We start from the raw sequence: 25,742 nt of genomic DNA, 5'->3' as shown, positions 1-25,742 counted from the left end.
TTTTTAAAGGAAAAAAATAAAAGGATTTCCACTTCTATCGGGGCTAGGAAATTCGGTGTTGTGAAACATTTTGTTAAACAATCTAAGTCATTGCGAGAAACGAAGCAACCACACTAACAATTGATTTAGCAAATGAGATTGCTTCGTTCCTCGCAAAGACAAAAATGAGCGTAGTAATAAAAAATCCGTGTAAATCCGCGTTTTCGCGAAAGCGAATCCGTGTCATCCGCGTGCCATTTCTTCACAATTACACCCAAATTCCAAACTATTTTAAGTAATTTTGAATTTAGAATAATTGCATAAAAACTTCATGAAGAAATCAATCACCATTATACTCACCTTTTTATTTTTTACCTTTTCCTTCGCCCAAAATAAATTCGGAAATCCTGAAGTTGATCCCATTCAAATTCAAAAAACATATCCAGATTGGTCAGTTTATCAAAGCAAAAATATCATGCTTTCCAGAGATTTTATAGCATTTGATTCAAACTCAAAAGAAATTTCAAAAGAATCTTTTCTAGACCAATTAGCAAACGGAAACTATATCCCAGTTCGATTAAAGTCAGAAGATTCAAAATACTATTATAAGTTATTCCAAATTCAGCCCAATTCAGATACAAGTATAAAGGCAACGATCAATCAAATAGGTTTTGATGCTCTTAAAAATTATAAAATGGAAGGGACTGCTTTTCCTCCGTTTTCATTTAAAGATTTAAACGGAAATCTGGTTACCAACGAAACCATGAAAGGAAAAATAATTGTCATCAAATGCTGGTACATTCATTGCACGCCATGCATCAAAGAATTTCCTCAGGTAAACAAACTAGTAGACGAATACAATGACCGCAAAGACATTCTGTTTATAAGTCTCGCTGAAGATTCACCTGAACAATTAAAAGCATTTTTAGCAAAAAGACCTTTAAAATACGAGGTCATTCCAAACATGAAAGTATATATGAATGAAGCCTTACAACTCAACTCATTTCCAACACATTTCATTCTCAATAAAGAGGGTTTAATCGCAAAAGTATTGCCTAACTTCGAAAGCTTGGAAGTGGTGCTGGCGAAAGAAAGTAAATTGTAAAAAGTTAGATATAAAAAGTTAGATGTAAAAAGTCAGAAGTCAGATGTTATTGTGTTTGTAGGGAATGAGATATTTTACTTCTCACTTTTTACATCTTACAATAGCATGAAACTTAACCCCTTTGCACCTTTGCAATTCTGAACCTTTTTCCGTACTTTTGCACCAAATTAATTAAAAAGACATTCATGTTAACAGTCAATAATTTATCAGTTCAATTTGGAAAACGAATTTTGTTTGACGAAGTAAATACCACATTCACACACGGAAATATTTATGGAGTTATTGGAGCCAATGGTGCTGGAAAATCAACTTTTCTAAAAATCATTTCGGGCGATATCGATCCAACTTCCGGTCACATTCATTTAGAACCGGGAAAACGTATGTCGGTTTTAAACCAGAATCACAACATGTTCGATGAGCATACGGTTTTGGAAACTGTTTTGATGGGAAATAAAGTTTTGTATGCTGTTAAAAAAGAAATGGATGAACTTTATTTAGACTACAACGACAAAAACGCAGACAGAATTGGGGAACTTCAGGTTCAGTTCGAAGAAATGAACGGTTGGAACGCAGATTCTGATGCCGCATCGATGTTGTCTAACTTAGGAATCAACGAAGAGCACCACTATACTTTAATGGGAGATCTTGAGGGAAAAATTAAAGTACGTGTGCTTTTGGCACAGGCACTTTTTGGAAATCCTGATTTGCTTATTATGGATGAGCCTACCAACGATTTGGATTTTGAAACTATCTCCTGGTTAGAAAATTTCTTAGCCAATTACGAAAATACAGTAATCGTAGTATCTCACGACCGTCACTTTTTAGATTCAGTTTGTACACATATTTCTGATATCGATTTTGGAAAAATCAATCACTATTCAGGAAACTATACGTTCTGGTACGAGTCTAGCCAATTAGCGGCAAAACAACGTGCACAGCAAAACAAAAAAGCCGAAGAAAAGAAACAGGAATTAGAAGAATTTATTCGTCGTTTTAGTGCCAACGTTGCCAAATCAAAACAGGCAACATCCCGTAAAAAAATGATTTCTAAATTGAATATTTCAGATATCAAACCTTCAAGCCGTCGTTATCCTGCCATTATTTTTGATCAGGATCGTGAAGCCGGAGATCAGATTTTGAATGTAGAAAATTTAGAAGCTTCTGTAGATGGTGAACTTTTGTTTAAAGGAGTAGACCTGAATATGGCAAAAGGCGATAAAATCGTGTTGTTTTCAAAAGATTCCCGTGCTACAACAGCATTCTACGAAATTTTGAACAACCAGCAAAAGGCAGACGCAGGAACTTTTGATTGGGGAATCACAACCAATCAGGCCTATTTACCGGCTGAAAACCATTCTTTCTTCGAAAACGATTTGACTTTGGTAGACTGGTTACGTCAATACGCAAAAACAGAAGAAGAGCGCGACGAAGTATTTATTAGAGGATTCTTAGGGAAAATGATTTTCTCCGGAGAAGAAGCTTTAAAAACAAGCCGTGTATTATCAGGAGGAGAAAAAGTACGTTGTATGCTTTCCAGAATGATGATGGAAAGAGCCAATATCCTTATGCTTGACGAACCAACGAATCACTTAGATTTGGAGTCGATCACTGCTTTCAACAACTCATTGAAAAACTTCAAAGGATCTGTAATTTTCACCACACATGACCACGAGTTTGCACAAACTGTTGGTAATAGAGTAGTAGAGCTTACACCAAACGGAGCAATCGATCGTTACATGACATTTGATGAATATTTAGACGACGAAAAAGTTCAGGAATTAAGAACAAAAATGTACGCTAAATAAAACATAGCTTTATATAAAAAGAAATCCCGACCATTTTAGTGATCGGGATTTTTTTATGTTTATTTATTACCACCAAAAATCTTAGCGAATATAAAGATGATTATCGCAATTATGAAGATGACGATAAAGATCCCGAATCCCATTCCGGCTTTAAAAATGTCTCCAATAGCCTCGCAACTTGTAAATGAAAATAGTATTACGAATACCATTAACATACGTGTAATGTTCTTTTGCATGATTTTGCTGTTTTAGTTGTTTTAAAAAGAATTTACTATTCTAATTATCGTAGATTAAAATTACTTCAATTATCAAAAAAACGTTTTACATAATTTGGTTCAAAAGTTCTATGATTTTGACACACAATAAAAAGTTATTTATTCTTTAAATACTTTTTGTGAAGATTATTTAAGAATGAATCACGGTTAAAATCTTTCAGAAATCCAGACTTTTCGCCCTTTTTTAATTCATTATTAAGCTCTTCCTTTTTGATTGTTTTTTGTCTGGACATTTTCTTTTTTTATAATAATAAATTAATCATCTTTTGTATAGAAAGCTCCAGGGGAGCATAATATTTATAGTTAATTAATTGTTTATGTAGTTTTAGCTCCGGAGGAGCGATATTTTTTAATTTCGAATAATCTGTACCTGTGAAGTATTCACTTTGCGGGCACGGAAAGAATTTCCGCGCTATCGTTGTGCATACCCAATGGGGTTTTATAAAACAATGAATAAATTGCTATAAATATGACGTCCCACTGGGACTGGCATTTTAATATAAATAGGATAATGGAATATTACGATAACATCTCAATCAACTGAATTTTATTCCCACAGGTATCATCGAGAATAGCAATTTTCACATTTCCCATTTCGGTTGGTTGCATCGTGAATTCAACACCAAGATTAATCAATCTTTCATATTCTTCCTGAAGATCATCTACATTAAATTGCGTGTACGGAATTCCGGCTTCAAAAAGTGCTTTTTGATAGGTTTTAGAAGGTTCAAAATGGTTGGGTGATGGTTCTAATAAAATTTCAACTCCGTCTGGTTCGTCTTTAGAAACTACGGTTAACCATCTGTTGCTTTCGCCTAAAGGCACATCGTGTTTTTTTATAAAACCCAATTTTTTAGTATAAAATTGTAACGCCTTTTCCTGGTCTTGAACTGGGATTGCTGTGGTTTTTACTTTCATTTTAAGTGATATTTTAAAAAAAAATATTTGAAATCAATATTACTTTGTTCTGTATATTGTTGTTTTTTTATCGCCACTTTTCTCAATAATTTGTTTTTCTACACCTTTTTTTAAGTCTCTACTGGCAGTTGCAGATGATAATTCGCTAAAGTAGTTCATGTAATCTTTTCTTGTAAATTTGTCTTTTGTGTTTTCAGTAAATAATTCTAACCGTTCTGTTTCGTTTAATTTTTTTGTAGAATTTTGAAGTAACTCCGAAAGAGAAGAGTTAATTATTTGCAACATGTAGACTATGAATTTTGTCGATTTCCCTTCTTTGTCGCAAGTCGACAAAACTTTATAATATTCGTCCTGATTTTTTGAGATTAAAGTTTCGAAAGGCAGAAATTCAAATATTGGATATTCGTTCGTTAAAATTAAGGTTTGCCATAATCTTCCCATTCTTCCGTTGCCGTCCATAAACGGATGGATAAATTCCATTTCGTAATGAAACACGCAACTTTTAATTAATGTAATTTCAGATTTATCTTTTAAATAACCAAATAAATCTTTCATTAGAAATGGAACATTTTGATAAGGAGGAGCAATATGTTCTACTTTTGAACCTTTCACAATTCCAACACCTTTTTTACGATACGCTCCCTGATCTTCGATTAGATTTTTCATCAGCAATTTATGCGCTTTCAAAAAATCTTTTTCGGATTGATATTTTAAAGAGTTTAGATTGGTATAAACTTCTAATGCATTTAAAACTTCAGTAATATCTTTTTGAGGGCCAACTACTTTTTTGTTTTCAAGAATAGCGGTTATTTGTTCTTCAGATAATGTATTTCCTTCTATGCTTAATGAGGAATGAATTGTTTTTATTTTGTTTTGCTTTCTAAGAGTAGGATTTTGCTTCACTAAGTATTTGGCATTCACTTCTCCAATTTTTTCAGAGATAGCCATAATTAGCGTTAGAACTTCAGTCGTTATTTCGTAGGGAGGTTTCATTTTTGATACTATCATTTGATACTATCAAAAATAATCATTTTCACCTACATTACTTTATTGTTTTAAAAATAATCTAATTTTAGCTTTTTCTTTCCTGCCAAAATCAAAAAAAATATTTCCCCACCTAACACCCCAACAAATAAATTCTGATTTCGTATATTTGCCCAACCAAACATTACACTTAATTATGAGCCAAAAAGTATTACTTAATTCAAAAGAAGTTACTATCATACTCCATCGTTTGGCTTGTCAGTTAATCGAAAAACACCTTGATTTCTCCGATACTATTTTAGTCGGGATTCAGCCAAGAGGCGTTTTTTTAGCTGAACGTTTAAAACAAATATTAGAAAACGAATACAAAGTTCCTGAAATTTCTTTGGGATATCTTGACATCACTTTTTTTAGAGATGATTTTCGTCGTACTGATAAACCGCTGGAAGCCAATAAAACACAAATAAATTTTATAGTCGAAAACAAGAAAGTCATTTTTATCGATGATGTATTGTTTACCGGACGAAGTATTCGTTCTGCCCTGACCGCAATTCAGTCTTTTGGACGACCTTCAGAAATCGAATTGTTAGTGTTAATCGACAGACGTTTTAGCCGTAATTTGCCTATTCAGCCCGATTATCGCGGCCGTCAGGTAGATGCTATTAATGACGAAAAAGTAAAAGTGAGCTGGAAAGAGAATGAAGGAGAAGACGCCGTTTACCTGATAACGAATTAGTTTAATCGTTTAAATATTTAATCGGTAAATCGTTTAACCGTTTAATTGTAAAAAAATGAGACGATTAAACAAATCAACGATTTAACAAGTCAACAAATAAACGGTTAAACAATTAAAACGAATAAACAAAAAGACATGACAGAGAATGAAGCGTTTATTTATGAATCGATTTTTAATCAGGTCAGAATGGGATTTCTTTCTCTTGATGAGATTCAGGAGAACATTATAGAAGAAATTGAAGACAACGAATTTGCAGACGAAATCTCAGAAGAGTGGGCTTTCGACAAAATAAGAGAAGAATACCAGAAGTTACTGGCAGAAAGTAAACAATGGAAAAGCCCGACAGATACTGAAAGGCTAATAAAAGCGTTTGATGAATTGGGAGATGAAAATATCATCGCACTTCACAATGCAGGTTACACCACAACCGACGGTGAATATGAAGTAGTCGAAGTGGAAAGAGAACTTCAGGAAAACGAAGTAGAGTCTGATGGTTATTGTTTTTATCACGAACAGGATTTAGCAAGAGCAATTGCAGTCGAAAATCCTAGCTTGTTTATCGCTTTTCAGAAAGTAGATAATACTGATGATGCAACGACAATAGAAGTAGGGAAAGTAGTAGCTGAGGTTTTAATAAACAACGATTTTAAAATAAAATGGGATGGCTCTGCTAAAACTAAAATCGAAATTCCGGGTTTCAGATGGCAGAAGATTTTTGACGAAGATGCAAGAGATCTCCAGGATTACAGTGAAGTTGTAGACAGAATGGTTCAATAAACAGCTTCTCTTTTTTAGAAGCATTGAAAGACTGGGTGTTTCAGAAATTCATGAATTTGACAAATAAATATTAAAGAAATAAAAATGAAAGAATTAAGCGTAAATCATTTATTAGGAATAAAATACATCAACGAGAATGATATTAACCTGATTTTTGAAACTGCCGATCATTTTAAGGAAGTCATTAACAGACCCATTAAAAAAGTTCCTTCATTACGAGATATTACCATTGCCAATATTTTCTTCGAAAACAGTACCAGAACAAAACTTTCGTTCGAGTTGGCACAAAAACGATTATCTGCTGATGTTATCAGTTTTTCAGCAGCTCAGTCTTCGGTTAAAAAAGGAGAAACCCTGATTGATACTGTAAATAATATCCTTTCCATGAAAGTAGACATGGTTGTAATGCGCCACTCCAATCCCGGAGCGGCTTATTTTTTATCCAAAAATGTCAAAGCAAGTATCGTAAACGCAGGAGACGGAGCACACGAACATCCAACCCAAGCTTTGTTAGACAGTTATTCGATCAGAGAAAAACTAGGAGATGTAGCCGGAAAAAAAGTAGTTATTGTGGGGGATATTCTGCATTCGAGAGTAGCTTTATCCAATATATATGCTCTGCAAATGCAAGGGGCTGAGGTTAAAGTTTGCGGACCCAAAACATTGATTCCAAGATATATCGAATCACTTGGAGTTACGGTGGAACCCAATCTAAGAAAAGCATTAGAATGGTGTGACGTAGCGAATATGCTTCGTGTACAAAACGAACGTATGGATGTGAACTTCTTTCCATCAACACGAGAATACGCACAACAATACGGAGTCGATAAACCCTTATTAGATTCTTTAGGGAAAGAAATCGTCATTATGCACCCGGGACCCATCAACAGAGGAGTAGAGATTACTTCTGAAGTTGCCGACTCAGATCATTCAGTGATTTTGAATCAGGTAGAAAATGGTGTTGCGATCAGAATGGCGGTGATTTATCTTTTGGCTTCGAAGATTCAATAGATTTAGTTTTGTTTCAAGTTTCAGGTTTCAAGTTTCAAGTTTTGGAACGATCAGTTAGATAGCCTGAAACTTGAAACCTGAAACTTGAAACAAAAAATAAAAAAACTTCGTACCTTAGCTTTTCAATAGCGCCTATAAATAAGAAGATGAAAGTAGATCAAAAAGGACATACCGTTACGATTAAAAATACACAGGGAGATTTTAATGCTTTTCTGGAAAAAGTAACGCAGCAATTTAAAACCTTTGAAAAACAAAATATTATAATCGATTTATTAGCTGATTCCGGATTGTCTGAGAAAGATTTGAAACTTTTTTTACCTCTTTCAAAACAACAAAAAAAAGCCAAAAAATCATTTGTAATTGTGGTTGCTGATCTTGACTTTAATGCTATTTCGGATAAATTGACTGTTGTTCCTTCGCTTTTAGAAGCACACGATATTATCGAAATGGAAGAAATTGAACGAGACCTCGGTTTTTAAAATTGGTTTATTTGTTTAAAGGTTTAATCGGTTAATCGTTCCGCTGTTTAATCAATTGTACGATGAAACAAATCAACAGTTTTAAGATTAGACAGATTAACAAATAAACGAATAAACATAAATTGAAACTTACCATACTTGGCTGTTATGCCGCAACTCCCAGAACACTTACCAACCCAACTTCGCAGGTTTTAGAAATTAAGAACAGATTGTTTTTAATAGATTGCGGCGAGGGAACTCAGGTACAATTGCGCAAAAACAAGATTAAATTCTCAAAAATTAATCACATTTTTATTTCACATTTGCACGGAGATCATCTTTATGGCCTAATTGGTACTATTTCGACTTTTTCACTTTTGGGCAGAACAACTGATCTGCACATTTACGGCCCCAAAGGAATTAAAGAATTAATTCTTCTTCAATTGAAACTGACAGAATCCTGGACAACTTATAATTTGTTTTTCCATGAGTTAGAATCAAAAGAAAGCGAAATTATTTTTGAAGATAATCGAGTGATTGTAAAAACGATTCCACTGAAACATCGCGTATATACCAACGGATTTCTGTTTCAGGAGAAACCCGGAGAAAGAAAACTAAATGTCGATGCTGTTCAGCAATACGATATTCATACCGCTTACTATCAAAAAATAAAGGGTGGAGGAAATGTTACGCTGGATGACGGAACTGTAATCAAAAATGAAGAATTATCTTTCGACCCAATTCCGGCAAAGAGTTATGCTTTTTGTTCTGATACTGCTTACCATGAAGACATTCTTCCGATTATAAAAGATGTTGATGTTTTGTATCATGAGTCTACTTTCCTGCAATCAGAAGCTGCCTTAGCTCAAAAAACGCTGCATTCGACAGCAATTGAAGCTGCAACAATTGCGCTTAAAGCCAATGCAAAACAATTGGTATTAGGACATTATTCTACAAGATATGATGGTATTGAACGTTTTAAAGAAGAAGCCGAAACCATTTTTCCAAATGTGCTTTCAGGTGATGATGGGGTTTCTTTTGAATTTTAAATTGTTAGATAGTACATGTTAGAAGTAAAAAATTATACTGCTAACATATCTCATTTAGCATATCACATTTAACAAATAGGAAAAATGAATGATTTAAGCAATTATAGAAAATCTTACGAGAAAAGCGAATTATTAGAAACTAATATTCCGGAAGATCCCATTAATCTTTTTAACAGATGGTTTCATGAAGTCGAAGAATTTGGAGCAAGGGGAGAAGTGAATGCCATGACGGTTTCTACCATTGGGTTAGATGGTTTTCCGAAATCAAGAGTGGTTTTACTAAAGAAATTCTCTGAAGAAGGTTTCATTTTTTATACCAATTATGAATCGGAAAAAGGAAAAGCAATTGCGGCAAACCCACATATTTGTTTGTCTTTTTTCTGGCAGGAAATGGAACGTCAGGTAATCATAAAAGGAATTGCCCAAAAAACTTCTGAAAATATATCCGACGGTTATTTTGATTCTCGTCCGGACGGAAGTAAACTGGGCGCCATTGTTTCGCATCAGAGCGAAGTGATTCCTTCCAGAACTTTTTTAGAAGAAAATCTAAAAAAACTCGAAGCACAATTTGAAGGAAAATCAATTCCAAGACCTGAGAATTGGGGAGGGTATTTAGTAACGCCATTAGAGGTAGAATTTTGGCAGGGGAGACCCAATAGACTGCATGACAGAATACGTTACCAAAGCCAATCTGATTTCTTCTGGAAGATTGAAAGATTGTCTTCTTAATTTGTAAGAAAAATACATAATTTAATAAAATAAACATGTATTTCATCGATTAATTTTGCAGTTTACCGATATATTGAATAAGTTTGGATCAGAAAAACGAGACAAATTTATTTTGATAATATAATTTAAAGAATTTGCCCCAACATTTACTTTAATTTTAACTGCTAGAGATTATGAAAAAGATGATGTATACCATGATGTTCGTTGTAATTTTTATTACAATGAACTCATGCTCTGCAGATAGTGTTGAGGGAAGCAATACTAGTAGTACTGCAACCGAAACTCTGATTACGAACTATACTTACAATGATTCAGAGATCGAAACCATGAAACTTATTAATGATTATAGGGTACGTATTGGTTTAAATGCACTAGAAAGAATAAATCATATTTCGTTTAAATGCGAAGAACATAATAAATATATGATTGCGAATAATGTCGTTGATCATAATGATTTTACTTTACGTTCAAATAATATTATTAATGTTTTAGGAGCTAAAAAGGTAGGTGAAAACGTTGCCTATAATTATAAAACTTCTGAAGCTGCTGTGAAAGCATGGTTAGATAGTCCTGGACATAAGGAGAATATAGAAGGTGATTATACTCATTTTGGTTTATCGGTAACCACTGATCCTAAAACCGGAAAAAAATACTATACGAATATATTCGCAAAAATTTAAATATTATTGGACTGGTTGGTTTTTAGTAGTCGTTGTAAATCATAGGTTTACAACGACTTTTTTATTAGAAGAAATCTTAAATATAAAATTCCAAATTCCAATAATGCAGACGCTTATTGAAATTTGGAATTTTATATTTAAGATTTTAATTTTTAAAGTCCTGTAATAATAAATTCACTTCTTCTGTTTAATTGATGTTCTTCTTCGGTACACTGTACGCCATCAGAACAGCCGTTTACCAATTGGGTTTCGCCATAACCTTTTCCGGTTAATCGGTTTTTAGCCACACCATTTTTGATCAGCCATTGAATCGTTGATTTTGCTCTTCGGTCAGACAATGCCTGGTTGTACTGGTGTGTAGCCCTGCTGTCTGTATGGGAGCGGATATCAAGTTTCATCGTTGGATTAGTATTTAAGACATCCAGTATTTTCTCCAGATCCAGTGCGGCTTCGGTTCGAATATTGGATTTATCCAAATCGAAATAAATCATTTTAATCCCGAAACATTTTCCGAGATCATCGCCAATGGTGACTTTACAGATGGATTTATCCAGTGCTATGGGAAGACTTGTTTTTCCGGTTAGTTTTCCAATAGTAACACTGACTTCTTTAGTGGTATAATCTTGTTTTTCGGCCCTTACATTATAGGTTTTTCCGCATTCGACAGCAAAAGTATAGGATCCGGCTGCATCGGCAATGGTGCTGTTTTTCAGGGTTTGGCTTTCATATAAAGTGACTTTTGCTCCCGGTAAAATAATGCTGGTCCGGGCATCAGTAATGATTCCTTCAAGCGCCTGAATGCATTGGAGTTTTCTGGTTTCCAAAAACTTATAAATATCATCCGAACCCTGACCGCCATCTTTATTGGAACTGAAATACCCTTTTCGGGAAACCGGATCGATAATATAGGCAAAATCATCTTTTGGGGAATTAACATCCCCACCCACATTCTGAATACTGCTGATGGTTCCGTTATCCTCGATTTTGCCCACAAATACATCGAGTCCGCCCAGTCCGGGATGACCGTCTGAGGCAAAATAGATTTCGTTTTCACCGGTGACATAGGGAAAAGTCTCCTTGCCTTCGGTATTAATGGTATTGCCCAGATTGGTGGGCGGTCCGTAAGATGTATTGTTGTTTATACTCACTTTATAAATATCAGACTGTCCGATCGTTCCGGGCATATCCGATGCAAAATACAAGGTCTTCTCATCAGGACTCAGCGCCGGATGTGCCGTACTGTAATTGTCACTATTAAAAGGAAGCTCGGTAATATTGGACCATTTGCCATTCGCATCAAGGGTGGCTTTGTATATTTTGATTAAAGTAATTTTGTTTTCATCTTTTCCTTTTTTGCCGTTTACATAATTGTTTCGGGTAAAATAAACCGTTTTGCCGTCTTTGGTAAACACCGGCGAAGATTCATGGAATTTGGTATTGAGAGCTGTTTTAAACTTTTCTACTTTAGCACTTACATTAGTGGCTGGATCTACATCGGCAAAATACAAATTGGTAAAGTATTCCCCTGTCCATTTGTGTTTGCGTTGCGAGAAGTTTCCGGTATCCCTGGCCGAGGCAAAGTATATCTTATTATTGTAAACAAAAGATCCGTAGTCGGAATATTTAGAATTAATTCCGGCATCTTCAATTTTGTAGCGTCCGGAATTGGCTTTGATCTGATCGAGATAATTGACATCTTCTTTGTACAATTTTCCTCTGTTGTCGTTTTTGAATTTGGCTGTAAATTCAGCAAGAAGTTGATTGGCCTTGTCGTTTTGTCCGGTTGATTTCAGAGACTGTGCATAACGGTAATAATATTCCGGTTCAGGATTTGTATTCATGGCAAATAATTCTGCATACCATTTGGCAGCGCCTTCAAAGTCGGAATTGAAATAATAGGAATTCCCCAGTTTTTTGAACATGTCCTCTGATTTATATCCTTTCTCAGCGACACGCTCATAGGTCTTAATGGCATCGATATAGGCATAGTCGGCGTATTTTTTGTCTCCGGCGGCTACTTTGGATTCCTGGGCATAACTGTCAAATGAAAAAACAGTTATAAGAGTAAGGTATAGTAATATATAATTTTTCATAATCATTTATTTTTTAGAAGAAACGTGGGGTTGTCATTTTACCATTGTTTTTACGGAACTCATAACGCAGGAATATCTCATGGGATCCTGAATTATAATTTTGTAATCTGGTGGTTTCATGATCGTAGCCATACCCAATATAAAGTCCGTCTGTGACCTGAAAACCGGCCATGGCACTCACTGCGGCGCTCCATCTGTAGGCGACCCCCAGCACAAATTTATCAATGAACATAAAATTGGCCGAGATATCGACCTGAAGCGGAGCGCCTTCGACCATTTTACCCAATACGGCAGGTTTGAACTTGATGTATTGGTATTTATCGAGATCAAAAACATAGCCGGCCATTAAATAATAGTTGATTTTATCTTTGAAAATGGCCACATCATTATCATCATAACGATTGGTTTCGATAAAATTGGGAACCGATAAACCAATGTAAGCCTTATCAGAATGCCAGTACACCCCGGCTCCTACATTAGGTTTGAAGACATTGTCTAAATTCTGAAACTGAGGATCGCCCTGGCTCTCGGGATTTAATTTATTGACATCGAGATTGAACAAATTTGCCGTTCCTTTTATCCCGAAGGAAAGCTTAAAATCAGCCGATGTCTGAACGGTATAGGACAGATCAACCGAAAGATTATTCTCATTGGTAGGGCCAATTTTATCGTTGATTAAAGACACACCAACTCCCAGATTACTATTATTTATAGGCGTATTTACTGAAAAACTACTCGTTTCCGGTGCTCCGTCGAGTCCAACCCACTGGGTACGGTATAAACCAAAAATACTCAAAGCTCCTCGTGATCCCGCATAGGCCGGATTTATGGTGATGGTGTTGTACATGTATTGCGTAAATTGTGCATCTTGTTGTGCATAACTGGCAATGCTTACAAACATAATGACGAAGAAAAATAATTTTGTTCTCATAGTAGATATTTATTATTTCAATTATTACTATTGATTTTTTTTACTAATTAAAATCCTAAAAAAAGTCAATGCATTTGTATATTCAAAAATAAGGATTTTTTTATTAATTATTTTAAAATACATCTTTATGTGTTTAAAATACAATGTGTTATGTTTTTTATTTTGATAAATACAAATATCCGTCTTTCTTATTATTTTGAATAACATTATTTCCGTCCAGGGATTTGTAGTTAAGGATATAGAAATAAGTTCCGGTTGGTAATCCGTCAGATTGTTTAATAGTGGTTCTGCCTCTTGATGTTCCGTCAAATGCATTGCTTGTATTGTTGTAATTGTTTGTTTCAAATACCAGTATTCCCCAACGATTGTAGATTTCTACATTGTTTTCCGGGTAACAGGTTGTATCATCGATACCATCAATTGTGAAAATATCATTTATTCCGTCACCATTTGGAGAGAAGGCATTGTGTACAAGAACAGTCTCACATGCTAATACTTTGCAGTCGTCATTAATAGATAGGTTTACAAATAAACTTCTGGGACAAGCTCCATCCTGTATTTTGTACTCAAATTCATAGTTACCAATAGGAAGTCCAAAAGAGGTAACAACATTCCCATTTATAGCGTGAGAATTATCCGTATCTATCCAGGTTCCTGTAGAATTGGTCGTTTTGGGCAATAAATTAAATAAATTAACTGTGGATGTATCGGCATTACAAGCTTGAGTAGCAATAGGTGCAGTTGTTATAGTATTGTGGTTAATTGTAATCGTTTGTATTAGTTCAGTTTTATTACCTGCACAGTCAGATAAAGTATAGGTTCTTTTTAAGATATAAGGGCTACTTCCACAGCCTGTTCCTCCATTATCAGAATCACTTACCGTTACACTTACAGATGGGCTACAATTATCAGCAGCATCAATTATAGTATTTGGGTTTGCAACTGGAATATCGGATATATTTTCTAAAGTAATATCTGCCGGAACAGTTCCTGTAGGCGGAGTTGTATCTCTTACTGTTATAATTTGAGTATAAGAGGCTGTATTTCCGGCACAATCGCTGGTAGTCCATTTACGCGTAAGCGTATAATTACTAGTACATTCATTCTCAATATTACTTTTTATTTCATTGAAAACGATAGGTAAATTACTATTGCAATTATCAGAGACGTCAAGGTTTGCAGGAGCAGGAACAGCGTCACAAGAAACTGTAATTGCTAACGGAAGATTTCCAGTAAATTTTGGCGCCGAAGTATCCTGAATCGTAATCACTTGCGTGAAAACATCAGAAGTATTTCCGCAATCGTCTTTTACCGTCCAGGTGTTGGTGTAAGTTCCCGCATTCGAACAATTAGCAGAAGCTACAAAAGCGCCGCTTACTTTTATAACATTCGAAACATCGTTATCACATAAATCCGAAGCTATAGGGAATAACGCTTGCGCAGCACTTAAAGCTGCCGCATCACTACATTCGATAGTTTTGTTTAAAGAAGCAATTGGAGTTGTCCAAGTCGGAGCAGAAGTATCTTGAATCGTAATCACTTGTGTGAAAACATCAGAAGTATTTTCGCAATCGTCTTTTACCGTCCATGTATTGGTGTAAGTTCCCGCATTCGAACAATTAGCAGAAGCTACAAAAGCGCCACTTACTTTTATAACATTCGAAACATCGTTATCACATAAATCCGAAGCTGTAGGGAATAACGCTTGCGCAGCACTTAAAGCTGCCGCATCACTACATTCGATAGTTTTATCTAAAGAAGCAATTGGAGTTGTCCAAGTCGGAGCCGAAGTATCCTGAATCGTAATCACTTGCGTGAAAACATCAGAAGTATTTCCGCAATCGTCTTTTATCGTCCAGGTGTTGGAGTAAGTTCCCGCATTCGAACAATTAGCAGAAGCTACAAAAGCGCCACTTACTTTTACAACATTCGAAACATCGTTATCACATAAATCCGAAGCTATAGGGAATAACGCTTGCGCAGCACTTAAAGCTGCCGCATCACTACATTCGATAGTTTTGTTTAAAGAAGCAATTGGAGTTGTCCAAGTCGGAGCAGAAGTATCTTGAATCGTAATCACTTGTGTGAAAACATCAGAAGTATTTTCGCAATCGTCTTTTACCGTCCATGTATTGGTGTAAGTTCCCGCATTCGCACAATTAGCAGAAGCTACAAAAGCACCGCTTACTTTTATAACATTCGAAACATCGTTATCACATAAATCCGAAGCTGTAGGGAATAACGCTTGCGCAGCACTTAAAGCTGCCGCATCACTACATTCGATAGTTTTATCTAAAGAAGCAATTGGAGTTGTCCAAGTCGGAGCAGAAGTATCTTGAATCGTAATCACTTGTGTGAAAACATCAGAAGTATTTTCGCAATCGTCTTTTACCGTCCATGTATTGGTGTAAGTTCCCGCATTCGCACAATTAGCAGAAGCTACAAAAGCGCCACTTACTTTTATAACATTCGAAACATCGTTATCACATAAATCCGAAGCTGTAGGGAATAACGCTTGCGCAGCACTTAAAGCTGCCGCATCACTACATTCGATAGTTTTATCTAAAGAAGCAATTGGAGTTGTCCAAGTCGGAGCCGAAGTATCCTGAATCGTAATCACTTGCGTGAAAACATCAGAAGTATTTCCGCAATCGTCTTTTATCGTCCAGGTGTTGGAGTAAGTTCCCGCATTCGAACAATTAGCAGAAGCTACAAAAGCGCCACTTACTTTTACAACATTCGAAACATCGTTATCACATAAATCCGAAGCTATAGGGAATAACGCTTGCGCAGCACTTAAAGCTGCCGCATCACTACATTCGATAGTTTTGTTTAAAGAAGCAATTGGAGTTGTCCAAGTCGGAGCAGAAGTATCTTGAATCGTAATCACTTGTGTGAAAACATCAGAAGTATTTTCGCAATCGTCTTTTACCGTCCATGTATTGGTGTAAGTTCCCGCATTCGCACAATTAGCAGAAGCTACAAAAGCACCGCTTACTTTTATAACATTCGAAACATCGTTATCACATAAATCCGAAGCTGTAGGGAATAACGCTTGCGCAGCACTTAAAGCTGCCGCATCACTACATTCGATAGTTTTATCTAAAGAAGCAATTGGAGTTGTCCAAGTCGGAGCAGAAGTATCTTGAATCGTAATCACTTGTGTGAAAACATCAGAAGTATTTTCGCAATCGTCTTTTACCGTCCATGTATTGGTGTAAGTTCCCGCATTCGCACAATTAGCAGAAGCTACAAAAGCACCGCTTACTTTTATAACATTCGAAACATCGTTATCACATAAATCCGAAGCTGTAGGGAATAACGCTTGCGCAGCACTTAAAGCTGCCGCATCACTACATTCGATAGTTTTATCTAAAGAAGCAATTGGAGTTGTCCAAGTCGGAGCCGAAGTATCCTGAATCGTAATCACTTGCGTGAAAACATCAGAAGTATTTCCGCAATCGTCTTTTACCGTCCATGTATTGGTGTAAGTTCCCGCATTCGCACAATTAGCAGAAGCTACAAAAGCACCGCTTACTTTTATAACATTCGAAACATCGTTATCACATAAATCCGAAGCTGTAGGGAATAACGCTTGCGCAGCACTTAAAGCTGCCGCATCACTACATTCGATAGTTTTATCTAAAGAAGCAATTGGAGTTGTCCAAGTCGGAGCAGAAGTATCTTGAATCGTAATCACTTGCGTGAAAACATCAGAAGTATTTCCGCAATCGTCTTTTACCGTCCAGGTGTTGGTGTATGTTCCCGCATTCGAACAATTAGCAGAAGCTACAAAAGCACCACTTACTTTTATAACATTCGAAACATCACCATCACAAGAATCCGAAGCTGTAGGGAATAACGCTTGCGCGGAAGCTAAAGCTGCCGCATCACTACATTCGATAGTTTTGTTTAAAGAAGCAATTGGAGTTGTCCAAGTCGGAGCAGAAGTATCTTGAATCGTAATCACTTGCGTGAAAACATCAGAAGTATTTCCGCAATCGTCTTTTATCGTCCAGGTGTTGGAATAAGTTCCCGCATTCGAACAATTAGCAGAAGCTACAAAAGCACCGCTTACTTTTACAACATTCGAAACATCGTTATCACATAAATCCGAAGCTGTAGGGAATAACGCTTGCGCGGAAGCTAAAGCTGCCGCATCACTACATTCGATAATTTTATCTAAAGAAGCAATTGGAGTCGTCCAAGTTGGCGCGGTTGTATCCTGAATGGTAATGACCTGAGTAAAAGTGGTCGAAGTATTATTACAGACATCCTTGGCAACCCAGGTATTGGTATAAGTTCCGGAATTGGCGCAGGTTCCTGCCACAAAAGTTCCGGTTGTTTTGGTGTAAGTTACCGTACCACAATTATCAATTGCCACCGGAGCGCTTGCCTGAGCATTGGTCAAGGCAGTCGCATCGCTACATTGTAAAGTCACGTTCAGTGCTGTTGGAAGTGTTGTCCAAGTTGGCGCGGTTGTATCCTGAATGGTAATGACCTGAGTAAAAGTGGTGGAAGTATTATTACAGACATCCTTGGCAACCCAGGTATTGGTATAAGTTCCGGAATTTGCACAGGTTCCTGTCACAAAAGTTCCGGTTGTTTTGGTGTAAGAGACAGCTCCACAATTATCAGTTGCCACCGGAGCGCTTGCCTGAGCATTGGTCAAGGCAGTGGCATCGTTACATTGTAAAGTCACATTAAGTGCCGTTGGAAGCGTCGTCCAAGTTGGCACGGTTGTATCCTGAATGGTAATGACCTGAGTAAAAGTGGTGGAAGTATTATTACAGACATCCTTGGCAACCCAGGTATTGGTATAAGTTCCGGAATTTGCACAGGTTCCTGTCACAAAAGTTCCGGTTGTTTTGGTGTAAGAGACAGCTCCACAATTATCAGTTGCAGTTGGCACTTGATTTTGAGCAGCTGTTAGTCCTGCTACATCGCTACATTGTAAAGTTACATTAAGTGCCGTTGGAAGCGTCGTCCAAGTTGGCACGGTTGTATCCTGAATGGTAATGACCTGAGTAAAAGTGATGGAAGTATTATTACAGACATCCTTGGCAACCCAGGTATTGGTATAAGTTCCGGAATTGGCGCAAGTTCCTGCCACAAAAGTTCCGGTTGTTTTGGTGTAAGTCACAGTTCCGCAATTATCAGTTGCCACCGGAGCGCTTGCCTGAGCATTGGTCAAGGCAGTCGCATCGCTACATTGCAAGGTCACGTTCAGTGCCGTTGGAAGTGTTGTCCAAGTTGGTGCGGTTGTATCCTGAATGGTAATGACCTGAGTAAAAGTGGTGGAAGTATTATTACAGACATCCTTGGCAACCCAGGTATTGGTATAAGTTCCTGAATTGGCGCAAGTTCCTGCCACAAAAGTTCCGGTTGTTTTGGTGTAAGAGACAGCTCCACAATTATCAGTTGCCACCGGAGCGCTTGCCTGAGCATTGGTCAAGGCAGTCGCATCGTTACATTGTAAAGTCACATTAAGTGCCGTTGGAAGTGTTGTCCAAGTTGGCGCGGTTGTATCCTGAATGGTAATGATCTGGGTAAAAGTGGTGGAAATATTATTACAGACATCCTTGGCAACCCAGGTATTGGTATAAGTTCCGGAATTGGGGCAAGTTCCTGCTATAAAAGTTCCGGTTGTTTTGGTGTAAGTTACCGTACCACAATTATCAGTTGCCACCGGAGCGCTTGCCTGAGCATTGGTCAAGGCAGTCGCATCGCTACATTGCAAGGTCACGTTCAGTGCCGTTGGAAGCGTCGTCCAAGTTGGCACTGTTGTATCCTGAATGGTGATAGTTTGTTGAGCTGTAATATTTCCGCAAGTCGCTGCAACTTTAAATGTGCGTGTAACAACAATTGGGCACGTACCTGTAGCAGCATCAGAATATGATATAGTATAAGTTCCTATTAAAGCGCTGTTTGGTAATGTTCCTCCTGCGGTTGTTAATTGTGCCAAAGTTATAGCAGTACTTGTTGTACTGTAGGGAAGTTCTGTTATTGCAGCTGTTCCACAACCTGAAATACTTGTATTTGCAGGTGCTGTAAGTGCTGCAGCAGGACTAATTGATACAGTAGATTCTGCTGAGTTTAGTTCGCAATTTGTTGTCCCATTTTTTACTTTTACTTTATAAACACCGCTGGCAGTTGCTACAAGTGTAGCAGAAATTTCACCAGGTAGTACATTATTATCTTTATACCATACGTAAGTTGGTGAAGCTGCATTTGTAGCAGCACTTAAATTGGTCGATCCACATGCTGTTAAAACCCCTGAAATTATTGGTGAGCAAGGAACAAAATAACTTGGACTGCTAATTGTTTTAGAATCATTTGCACAAGACGAATTTTGATAATTTAATGTAGATGTGCTAACGATCTGATTACCGCAAGTGGTTCCCGTTGGTGTCAATTGATAATTTAGTGTAATCGTTTCTGAATTTAAAAAATCAGTATTCCACGTAATAACCTGTCCTGATAATGTCGCCGCTCCTTTACTTGTTGTTATTGAGCCTATAGTGAAACCTGGAATAACAGTTTCTTTAGTGATTAAATTCTGGGCAATCCACGAGATTTGAGTTGCAATCTGATTGTAGATTGAAGTTAAGCTAGCGCCACTTTGTGTAATATAAGCAGGACTTCCTTGTATACCGTCCAAAGTAAATTTAGCAATATTCTGATCACTATTATTGGTATTTATATTTCCGGAAATACTTCCAAAAAGACCCACAGAAAAAATTTGATTGTTGTAAACTACACTTGATTTTGTGGTTGTTTTTGCATTTGTGGCAGCACTTATAGCATCGGTAACACATTGTGATGTCTTGCTGACACTACAATTTGTATTTCCACCAGTACCTGTTACGTTTGTTACACCATCAGTAAGTAAAATGATACTTCTTGCAGTGCTGCAATCAAATCGGCCATTGGTTTCCAATTCAGTTTCGGCTCTAACAATTCCAGCATAAATATTGGTTGAATTAGTAGCTTTTAAAGCATTGATCTGATTGGTTATCAATGTTACACCGGCAGCATCCAGATAAGTAAGTCCTATTTTTAAAGAAGCAGTCGTACTGTATGCTACAATTGCAATTCGGTTTTGTGGATTTACTTTTGCTTGCGTAAGGAATGCTATTGCTGCATCTTTAGCGTAATCCATTGATGTTTTAAAATCTCCTGTAATAGTATAGCCCATACTTCCGGATACGTCAATTGCCAAAATTACATCTGAATTTCGGGTAATTGGGTTACTACCTGTAATATCTACTTTTACATTAACAACACCGCAATTGGTCGCGTTTGCTGTTACTGTTTTGTTGGTAGTTATAGATTGTGCAAAAACAAAGGAAGATGACAGAAGAAATAATACGGCAAAGTTTATTTTTTTTATATTGCTTAAAAAAAGTAATAGTTTTTCCATTTTAAATTATTTTAAGAGAATACTCGATCTATTTATTTTTAATCATTAATTGGATTAATGATGTAGGTGTGTAAGACAGTATCAACAGCATAGTTGGTACAGTTTTTTGAGGTTGCAGTAATTTGATTACAAGACCATTTTTGTACAGAAGTGCTAACGGGAACTGTAATATGAATGTAAAAGTGGACAGATTGCCCGGGGCTCAGGGTAATTTCGTTAAGAGAATTTCTTTCAGAATCTATAAAATCAGCATTAACAATACTATTTCCTGCTGTAGAGCTTCCGTCACTATTAACACACGTTGCATTAATATTTTTATTGCTTAAGGCGAAAGTATCTTCTAGAGGACTGTTGTTGGTAAGTACCATCGAATAATAAGTTCCGTCGAGCGGAGTACTTCTTATGTTTCCGTTATTTTCAACAATCAATGAACCATTGCACGAACCAGATTGAGCAAATGAAATAGAGGTGATTAAAAAAAAGATTAGGCCAAAGTGTTTTTTTTGAAAAATGCTGTTTTTAAAAGAGAAAATAATCTTACAATTAAAAATAAATTTCATTGCTTTTTCAAGAGTAGTTTTGGTTTTCATAACTTAATACTTTTGTTTGTGATATTGATCAAATTTTAACAGAATCAAAGTTATAGGCAGGGATTAATTTTGATTTTTTTTATCCGTAACTAACCTAAAAACTCGTTGAAATGTATTTTTTTTGTGAAATAAAGATCAAAAAAGCATTTTTAAGGGGTATTTCTAACAAATAAAAAACAGCTATTTTTTTGTTTTTTAGTACAAAAAAGCAAAAAATAAAATGTTTTAAATGTTTAATAATCAATGATTTAGTTAATTTATTAAACATGAGTACAATATCGACTAAGTGTTAGTTTTAATAGATGAAGAGCATTTATGAGCTAAGGCATAAAGTTTTCTTTTTAATATTATTTGAGTTTGGAGAATTTTTTATTCCTGTTAAAATTTGTATTAAATGTTAACAGAAATACAAAAGAGAGATGGTTTGATATTTCTTTTAGTAAATTAGAAGTTCAATAAAATGATGAACCTCTTAAGAGGTTTCTAAACCTGCCGCTTATGAAAAATTTAATTTTAATACGTCATGCTAAATCAAGTTGGGAAGCTCCTCTAAAAGATTTTGACAGACCTTTAATGAAGAAAGGAATATTAGATGCCCATGAAGTTTCGGCAAATATTTCAAAATATCTGCCTAAAACATATATAATTTGGAGCAGTACAGCAGCGCGAGCTTCAGAAACAGCCCTTATATTTGCACAAAACATTTCCTATCCTATAGAAAGTATTGTTTATAAAGACGATCTTTATACTTTTGATGACAGACAACTGGAAAAGATTATCAAATCATGTGATAATAGTTTCGAAAGCGTTATTCTTTTTGGACATAACGAGGCTATTACAAATTTTGTTAATAAATTTGGGGATGTTTTTATCGAAAATGTCCCAACTTCCGGCTTTGTATCGTTACGATTCGATGCAGAAAGTTGGACTACTATCAATAAAGGTAAAACTCATAAAACAATTTTCCCCAAAGATTTAAAATAAATAATAGTGTACGAACAGAAATATATCGATAGAGAAAAAAGTTGGTTAGCGTTTAATGCGAGAGTTCTTCAGGAAGCAGCAGATAATACGGTTCCACTTTTAGACAGACTGCGTTTTGTTGGAATTTTTTCGAACAACTTAGATGAATTTTTCAGGGTTCGTTATGCTGCAATCCGAAGACTTAGTCTTTCCGGAATTTCTGGAGAAAAATATTTAGGTGGAGTTTCTGCTCATCAATTAATTAAAGATATTACTGAGATTGTGATTCAGCAGCAGTCTGAAAGCTTACGTATTTTAGGTAATATCGAAGCAGAGCTGGAAGCTGAAAACATCTTTATTATAAACGAAGATCAAATTACGGAAGATCAGAAAAGTTATCTAAAAGACTTTTTTGCTCAAAAATTAAGTCCGGAACTGGTAACCATTATTTTGAATGATTTAGCTGAATTTCCTATTCTGAAAGATACTTTGGGATATTTGGCCGTTCGTTTAGAAATGAATACAAATGATGAAGTACGTTACGCTGTCATCGAGATTCCAAAAACAATCAACAGGTTTGTGGTCCTGCCGTCACAAGATGAGAAACATTATGTTATTTTAATTGATGATGTCATTCGTTATAATCTGAAAAATATATTTAATATTTTCGATTATAAAAGTGTTTCGGCGCACATGATCAAAATTACTCGTGATGCCCAGTTAGACATCGATAGTGATTTGAGTAAAAGTATGCTTGAAAAAATAGCAACATCTGTAAAAGACAGAAGAATAGGAGAACCGGTACGTTTTATTTATGATAATCTAATCGAAGAAGATACACTACATTTCTTTTTGGATAAAATGAAAATTGTAGAAACAGACAGTATCATTCCCGGTGGAAGATACCATAATCGTCGTGATTATATGAGTTTTCCAAATCTGGGAAGATTCGATTTATTATACAAACCAAATGAACCATTACCCATTCCGGGATTGAGTCTTGGAGGAAGTATTCTGGAAAAAATCAATAAAAAAGATTATTTACTGCATGCACCGTACCAGTCTTTTTCCTATTTAACAAAGTTCTTGCGTGAAGCGGCTTTAGATCCAAAAGTCACCAGTATAAAAATTACTTTATATCGTTTGGCTAAGAATTCGCAAATTATTAGCTCTCTGATTAATGCAGCTAAAAATGGTAAAAAGGTAACGGTTCAGATCGAACTTCAGGCACGTTTTGATGAAGCAACGAACATCTCGTATGCGGAACAAATGCAAACAGAAGGAATTGACCTTATTTTTGGAATAAAAGGTTTAAAGGTACACAGTAAAATTTGTGTCATTGAAAGAGTTGAAGACGGAAAAGCACGTCGCTACGGATTTATTTCGACAGGAAATTTCAATGAATCGACCGCAAAAATTTATACAGATGTTACCCTTTTTACCTGTCATCAGGGAATTTTGAAAGACATTTCTAAAATTTTCGAATTTTTTGATATCAACTACAGAGTACACAGATACAAGCATTTGATTGTATCACCACATTATACACGAACAAAATTTATTAAACTGATTGATCGTGAGATTTTGCATGCTTTGGCAGGCAGAAAAACCCATATCAAATTAAAAATGAATAGTTTGTCTGATTTTAAAATGATCGACAAATTATATGAAGCCAGTAATGCAGGTGTAAAAATCCAGCTTCAGGTAAGAGGAATTTGTTCTTTGATTCCAGGGATTCCGGGAATGAGCGAAAATATCGAAGCCATAAGTATTGTCGATAATTACCTGGAACATTCCAGAGTTTATATTTTTGGAAACGCAGGCCTAACAGAAGTGTACATTTCATCGGCTGATTTTATGACCCGTAATCTTGATGGAAGAGTTGAAGTGACTTGCCCCATTTATGATCTTGAAATAAAGAAAGAACTAATAGATAATTTTAATATTGCATGGAAAGGGAATGTTAAAGTGAGATATCATTCCTATAAATTAGATAATAAATACAAGCCTCGTAATCATCATGCCCCATTTAGAGCACAACTTGAAACGTATAAATATTATCAAAATAAAGTATCCGTTTTAGAACAAGTTCATCAGAAAATAAATTAATAAAAAACAGAAAATAATTTTCAAAATCATAAGTGAGCATGATTAATATAAAGAAACTTGCAGCAATAGATATTGGTTCAAATGCCATGAGGCTTCTGATATCGAATGTTGTAGAACAAGATGGCAAAGAACCTCAATTCAATAAAAGTTCGCTTGTTCGTGTGCCAATTCGTTTGGGGCAAGATGCCTTTACCGTAGGAGAAATTTCAGAAGAAAATATTGATCGAATGGTTGATGCCATGAAAGCATTCAATCTTTTGATGAAAGTACATAAAGTAGAGCGTTATATGGCGTTTGCCACTTCGGCAATGCGTGAAGCATATAATGCCAAAGAAGTGGTGGCTTTGATTAAAAAGAAAGCTGACATAAAAATCGAAATTATAGATGGAAAAAAAGAAGCAGCAATTATCGCTTCTACCGATTTGCATCATTTATTAAAAACAGATGAAACCTATCTTTTTGTAGATGTTGGTGGCGGAAGCACTGAATTTACTTTGTTTTCTGACGGAAAACTGATTAATTCAAGATCATTCAAAGCAGGAACAGTTCGTCTATTAAATAATATGGTACACGATGTCGTTTGGGATGAAATCGAAAAATGGATCAAAACCAATACGGCAGATTATGAAGAAGTTACCCTGATCGGATCCGGTGGAAACATTAATAAATTGTTTAAAATGTCCGGAAAACAGCAGGAAAAACCGCTTTCGTATATTTATATCAATTCGCAATATGCATTTTTGAATTCATTGACTTACGAGCAAAGAATCGCAGAATTGGGATTGAATTCAGATCGTGCCGACGTTATTATTCACGCGACGAGAATCTATCTTAATGCAATGAAATGGAGTGGGGCACGCCAGATTTACGTTCCAAAAATCGGACTTTCCGATGGGATAGTAAAAGCAATGTATTATGGTAAAATATAGTCTTTAGAGGATTATAAAAATATTTTTTTTTGCCACGAATTTCACAAATTTACACGAATTATATTTTATCACAGGAATAAAAAATTAGTGTAAATTTGTGAAATTCGTGGCAAACTTTTTTAATAACACTAAGCCAAACTTAAACTTAAATATATGAACAAAACAAGACTGGAAGCTTTTAGTGACGGTGTTTTAGCG

General features: G+C 35.8%; 20 protein-coding genes. 12 read left to right on the top strand and 8 right to left on the bottom strand.

The window, feature by feature from the left end; all coding sequences use genetic code 11:
• Positions 1-310: 310 nt before the first annotated feature.
• Together ACQY44_RS17140 and ACQY44_RS17135 are read left to right on the top strand one after the other, a co-directional pair.
• Positions 311-1,084, top strand: a complete 774-nt coding sequence (locus ACQY44_RS17140) for a TlpA family protein disulfide reductase (protein ID WP_428231517.1) — start codon at positions 311-313, stop codon at positions 1,082-1,084.
• Between the two features lie 185 nt (positions 1,085-1,269).
• Entirely contained in the window at positions 1,270-2,889 is a 1,620-nt protein-coding gene (locus ACQY44_RS17135) for an ABC-F family ATP-binding cassette domain-containing protein (protein ID WP_428231516.1), read from the top strand.
• Positions 2,890-2,948: 59 nt separating this feature from the next.
• Here the strand turns inward: ACQY44_RS17135 and ACQY44_RS17130 are convergent, their stop codons facing one another.
• The 4 genes from ACQY44_RS17130 to ACQY44_RS17115 form a co-directional block, all read right to left on the bottom strand.
• Complete coding sequence (locus ACQY44_RS17130) at positions 2,949-3,125, bottom strand: hypothetical protein (protein ID WP_428231515.1); 177 nt, start codon at positions 3,123-3,125, stop codon at positions 2,949-2,951.
• Between the two features lie 134 nt (positions 3,126-3,259).
• Positions 3,260-3,397 carry a type II toxin-antitoxin system ParD family antitoxin gene (locus ACQY44_RS17125; RefSeq protein ID WP_428231514.1) on the bottom strand — a complete coding sequence of 46 codons (138 nt, stop codon included), beginning with the start codon at positions 3,395-3,397 and terminating at the stop codon, positions 3,260-3,262.
• 286 nt (positions 3,398-3,683) lie between these two features.
• Positions 3,684-4,082 carry a VOC family protein gene (locus ACQY44_RS17120; RefSeq protein ID WP_428231513.1) on the bottom strand — a complete coding sequence of 133 codons (399 nt, stop codon included), beginning with the start codon at positions 4,080-4,082 and terminating at the stop codon, positions 3,684-3,686.
• Positions 4,083-4,121: 39 nt separating this feature from the next.
• Positions 4,122-5,075: a Fic family protein gene (locus ACQY44_RS17115; RefSeq protein WP_428231512.1), complete on the bottom strand. Its 954-nt coding sequence runs from the start codon at positions 5,073-5,075 to the stop codon at positions 4,122-4,124.
• Between the two features lie 187 nt (positions 5,076-5,262).
• On the opposite strand from ACQY44_RS17115, the gene pyrR reads away from it, so the two are divergent.
• The 7 genes from pyrR (at position 5,263) to ACQY44_RS17080 (ending at position 10,506) form a co-directional block, all read left to right on the top strand.
• Positions 5,263-5,802 carry a bifunctional pyr operon transcriptional regulator/uracil phosphoribosyltransferase PyrR gene (pyrR, locus tag ACQY44_RS17110; RefSeq protein WP_173969344.1) on the top strand — a complete coding sequence of 180 codons (540 nt, stop codon included), beginning with the start codon at positions 5,263-5,265 and terminating at the stop codon, positions 5,800-5,802.
• A 135-nt stretch (positions 5,803-5,937) separates the two neighbouring features.
• Positions 5,938-6,579 carry a DUF6891 domain-containing protein gene (locus tag ACQY44_RS17105; protein ID WP_428231511.1) on the top strand — a complete coding sequence of 214 codons (642 nt, stop codon included), beginning with the start codon at positions 5,938-5,940 and terminating at the stop codon, positions 6,577-6,579.
• Between the two features lie 84 nt (positions 6,580-6,663).
• Positions 6,664-7,590 carry an aspartate carbamoyltransferase catalytic subunit gene (locus tag ACQY44_RS17100; protein WP_029273654.1) on the top strand — a complete coding sequence of 309 codons (927 nt, stop codon included), beginning with the start codon at positions 6,664-6,666 and terminating at the stop codon, positions 7,588-7,590.
• 146 nt (positions 7,591-7,736) lie between these two features.
• Complete coding sequence (locus ACQY44_RS17095) at positions 7,737-8,069, top strand: ribonuclease Z (protein WP_428231510.1); 333 nt, start codon at positions 7,737-7,739, stop codon at positions 8,067-8,069.
• 122 nt (positions 8,070-8,191) lie between these two features.
• Positions 8,192-9,097, top strand: a complete 906-nt coding sequence (locus tag ACQY44_RS17090; protein WP_428231509.1) for a ribonuclease Z — start codon at positions 8,192-8,194, stop codon at positions 9,095-9,097.
• 84 nt (positions 9,098-9,181) lie between these two features.
• Positions 9,182-9,826 carry a pyridoxamine 5'-phosphate oxidase gene (gene pdxH / locus ACQY44_RS17085; protein ID WP_428231508.1) on the top strand — a complete coding sequence of 215 codons (645 nt, stop codon included), beginning with the start codon at positions 9,182-9,184 and terminating at the stop codon, positions 9,824-9,826.
• A gap of 173 nt (positions 9,827-9,999) precedes the next feature.
• Positions 10,000-10,506, top strand: coding sequence for a CAP domain-containing protein (locus ACQY44_RS17080; protein ID WP_428231507.1), 507 nt, complete (start codon positions 10,000-10,002; stop codon positions 10,504-10,506).
• A 152-nt stretch (positions 10,507-10,658) separates the two neighbouring features.
• Here ACQY44_RS17080 and ACQY44_RS17075 read toward each other — a convergent pair whose 3' ends face one another.
• The 4 genes from ACQY44_RS17075 to ACQY44_RS17060 form a co-directional block, all read right to left on the bottom strand.
• Complete coding sequence (locus tag ACQY44_RS17075) at positions 10,659-12,599, bottom strand: OmpA family protein (RefSeq protein ID WP_428231506.1); 1,941 nt, start codon at positions 12,597-12,599, stop codon at positions 10,659-10,661.
• Positions 12,600-12,612: 13 nt separating this feature from the next.
• Complete coding sequence (locus ACQY44_RS17070; protein ID WP_428231505.1) at positions 12,613-13,530, bottom strand: PorP/SprF family type IX secretion system membrane protein; 918 nt, start codon at positions 13,528-13,530, stop codon at positions 12,613-12,615.
• Between the two features lie 157 nt (positions 13,531-13,687).
• Positions 13,688-20,953: an Ig-like domain-containing protein gene (locus ACQY44_RS17065; protein ID WP_428231504.1), complete on the bottom strand. Its 7,266-nt coding sequence runs from the start codon at positions 20,951-20,953 to the stop codon at positions 13,688-13,690.
• A 38-nt stretch (positions 20,954-20,991) separates the two neighbouring features.
• Positions 20,992-21,543 (bottom strand): hypothetical protein, encoded by a 552-nt coding sequence (locus tag ACQY44_RS17060; protein ID WP_428231503.1) that lies wholly within the window; start codon positions 21,541-21,543, stop codon positions 20,992-20,994.
• Positions 21,544-22,041: 498 nt separating this feature from the next.
• Between ACQY44_RS17060 and ACQY44_RS17055 the strand changes: the two genes are divergently transcribed.
• The 3 genes from ACQY44_RS17055 to ACQY44_RS17045 are packed head-to-tail and all read left to right on the top strand — an operon-like array spanning position 22,042 to position 25,544.
• A complete protein-coding gene (locus ACQY44_RS17055) occupies positions 22,042-22,527 on the top strand; it encodes a SixA phosphatase family protein (protein ID WP_428231502.1) in 486 nt (161 codons plus the stop codon).
• Between the two features lie 6 nt (positions 22,528-22,533).
• Positions 22,534-24,615: a polyphosphate kinase 1 gene (gene ppk1 / locus ACQY44_RS17050; RefSeq protein ID WP_428231501.1), complete on the top strand. Its 2,082-nt coding sequence runs from the start codon at positions 22,534-22,536 to the stop codon at positions 24,613-24,615.
• A 38-nt stretch (positions 24,616-24,653) separates the two neighbouring features.
• Positions 24,654-25,544 carry a Ppx/GppA phosphatase family protein gene (locus tag ACQY44_RS17045; protein WP_428231500.1) on the top strand — a complete coding sequence of 297 codons (891 nt, stop codon included), beginning with the start codon at positions 24,654-24,656 and terminating at the stop codon, positions 25,542-25,544.
• Positions 25,545-25,742: the final 198 nt, after the last annotated feature.

The organism is Flavobacterium sp. (genome assembly GCF_965277525.1).
GTDB lineage: Bacteria > Bacteroidota > Bacteroidia > Flavobacteriales > Flavobacteriaceae > Flavobacterium.
Note: the sequence above shows the minus strand (reverse complement) of the source record. Positions and strands in the feature narration are given on the sequence as shown.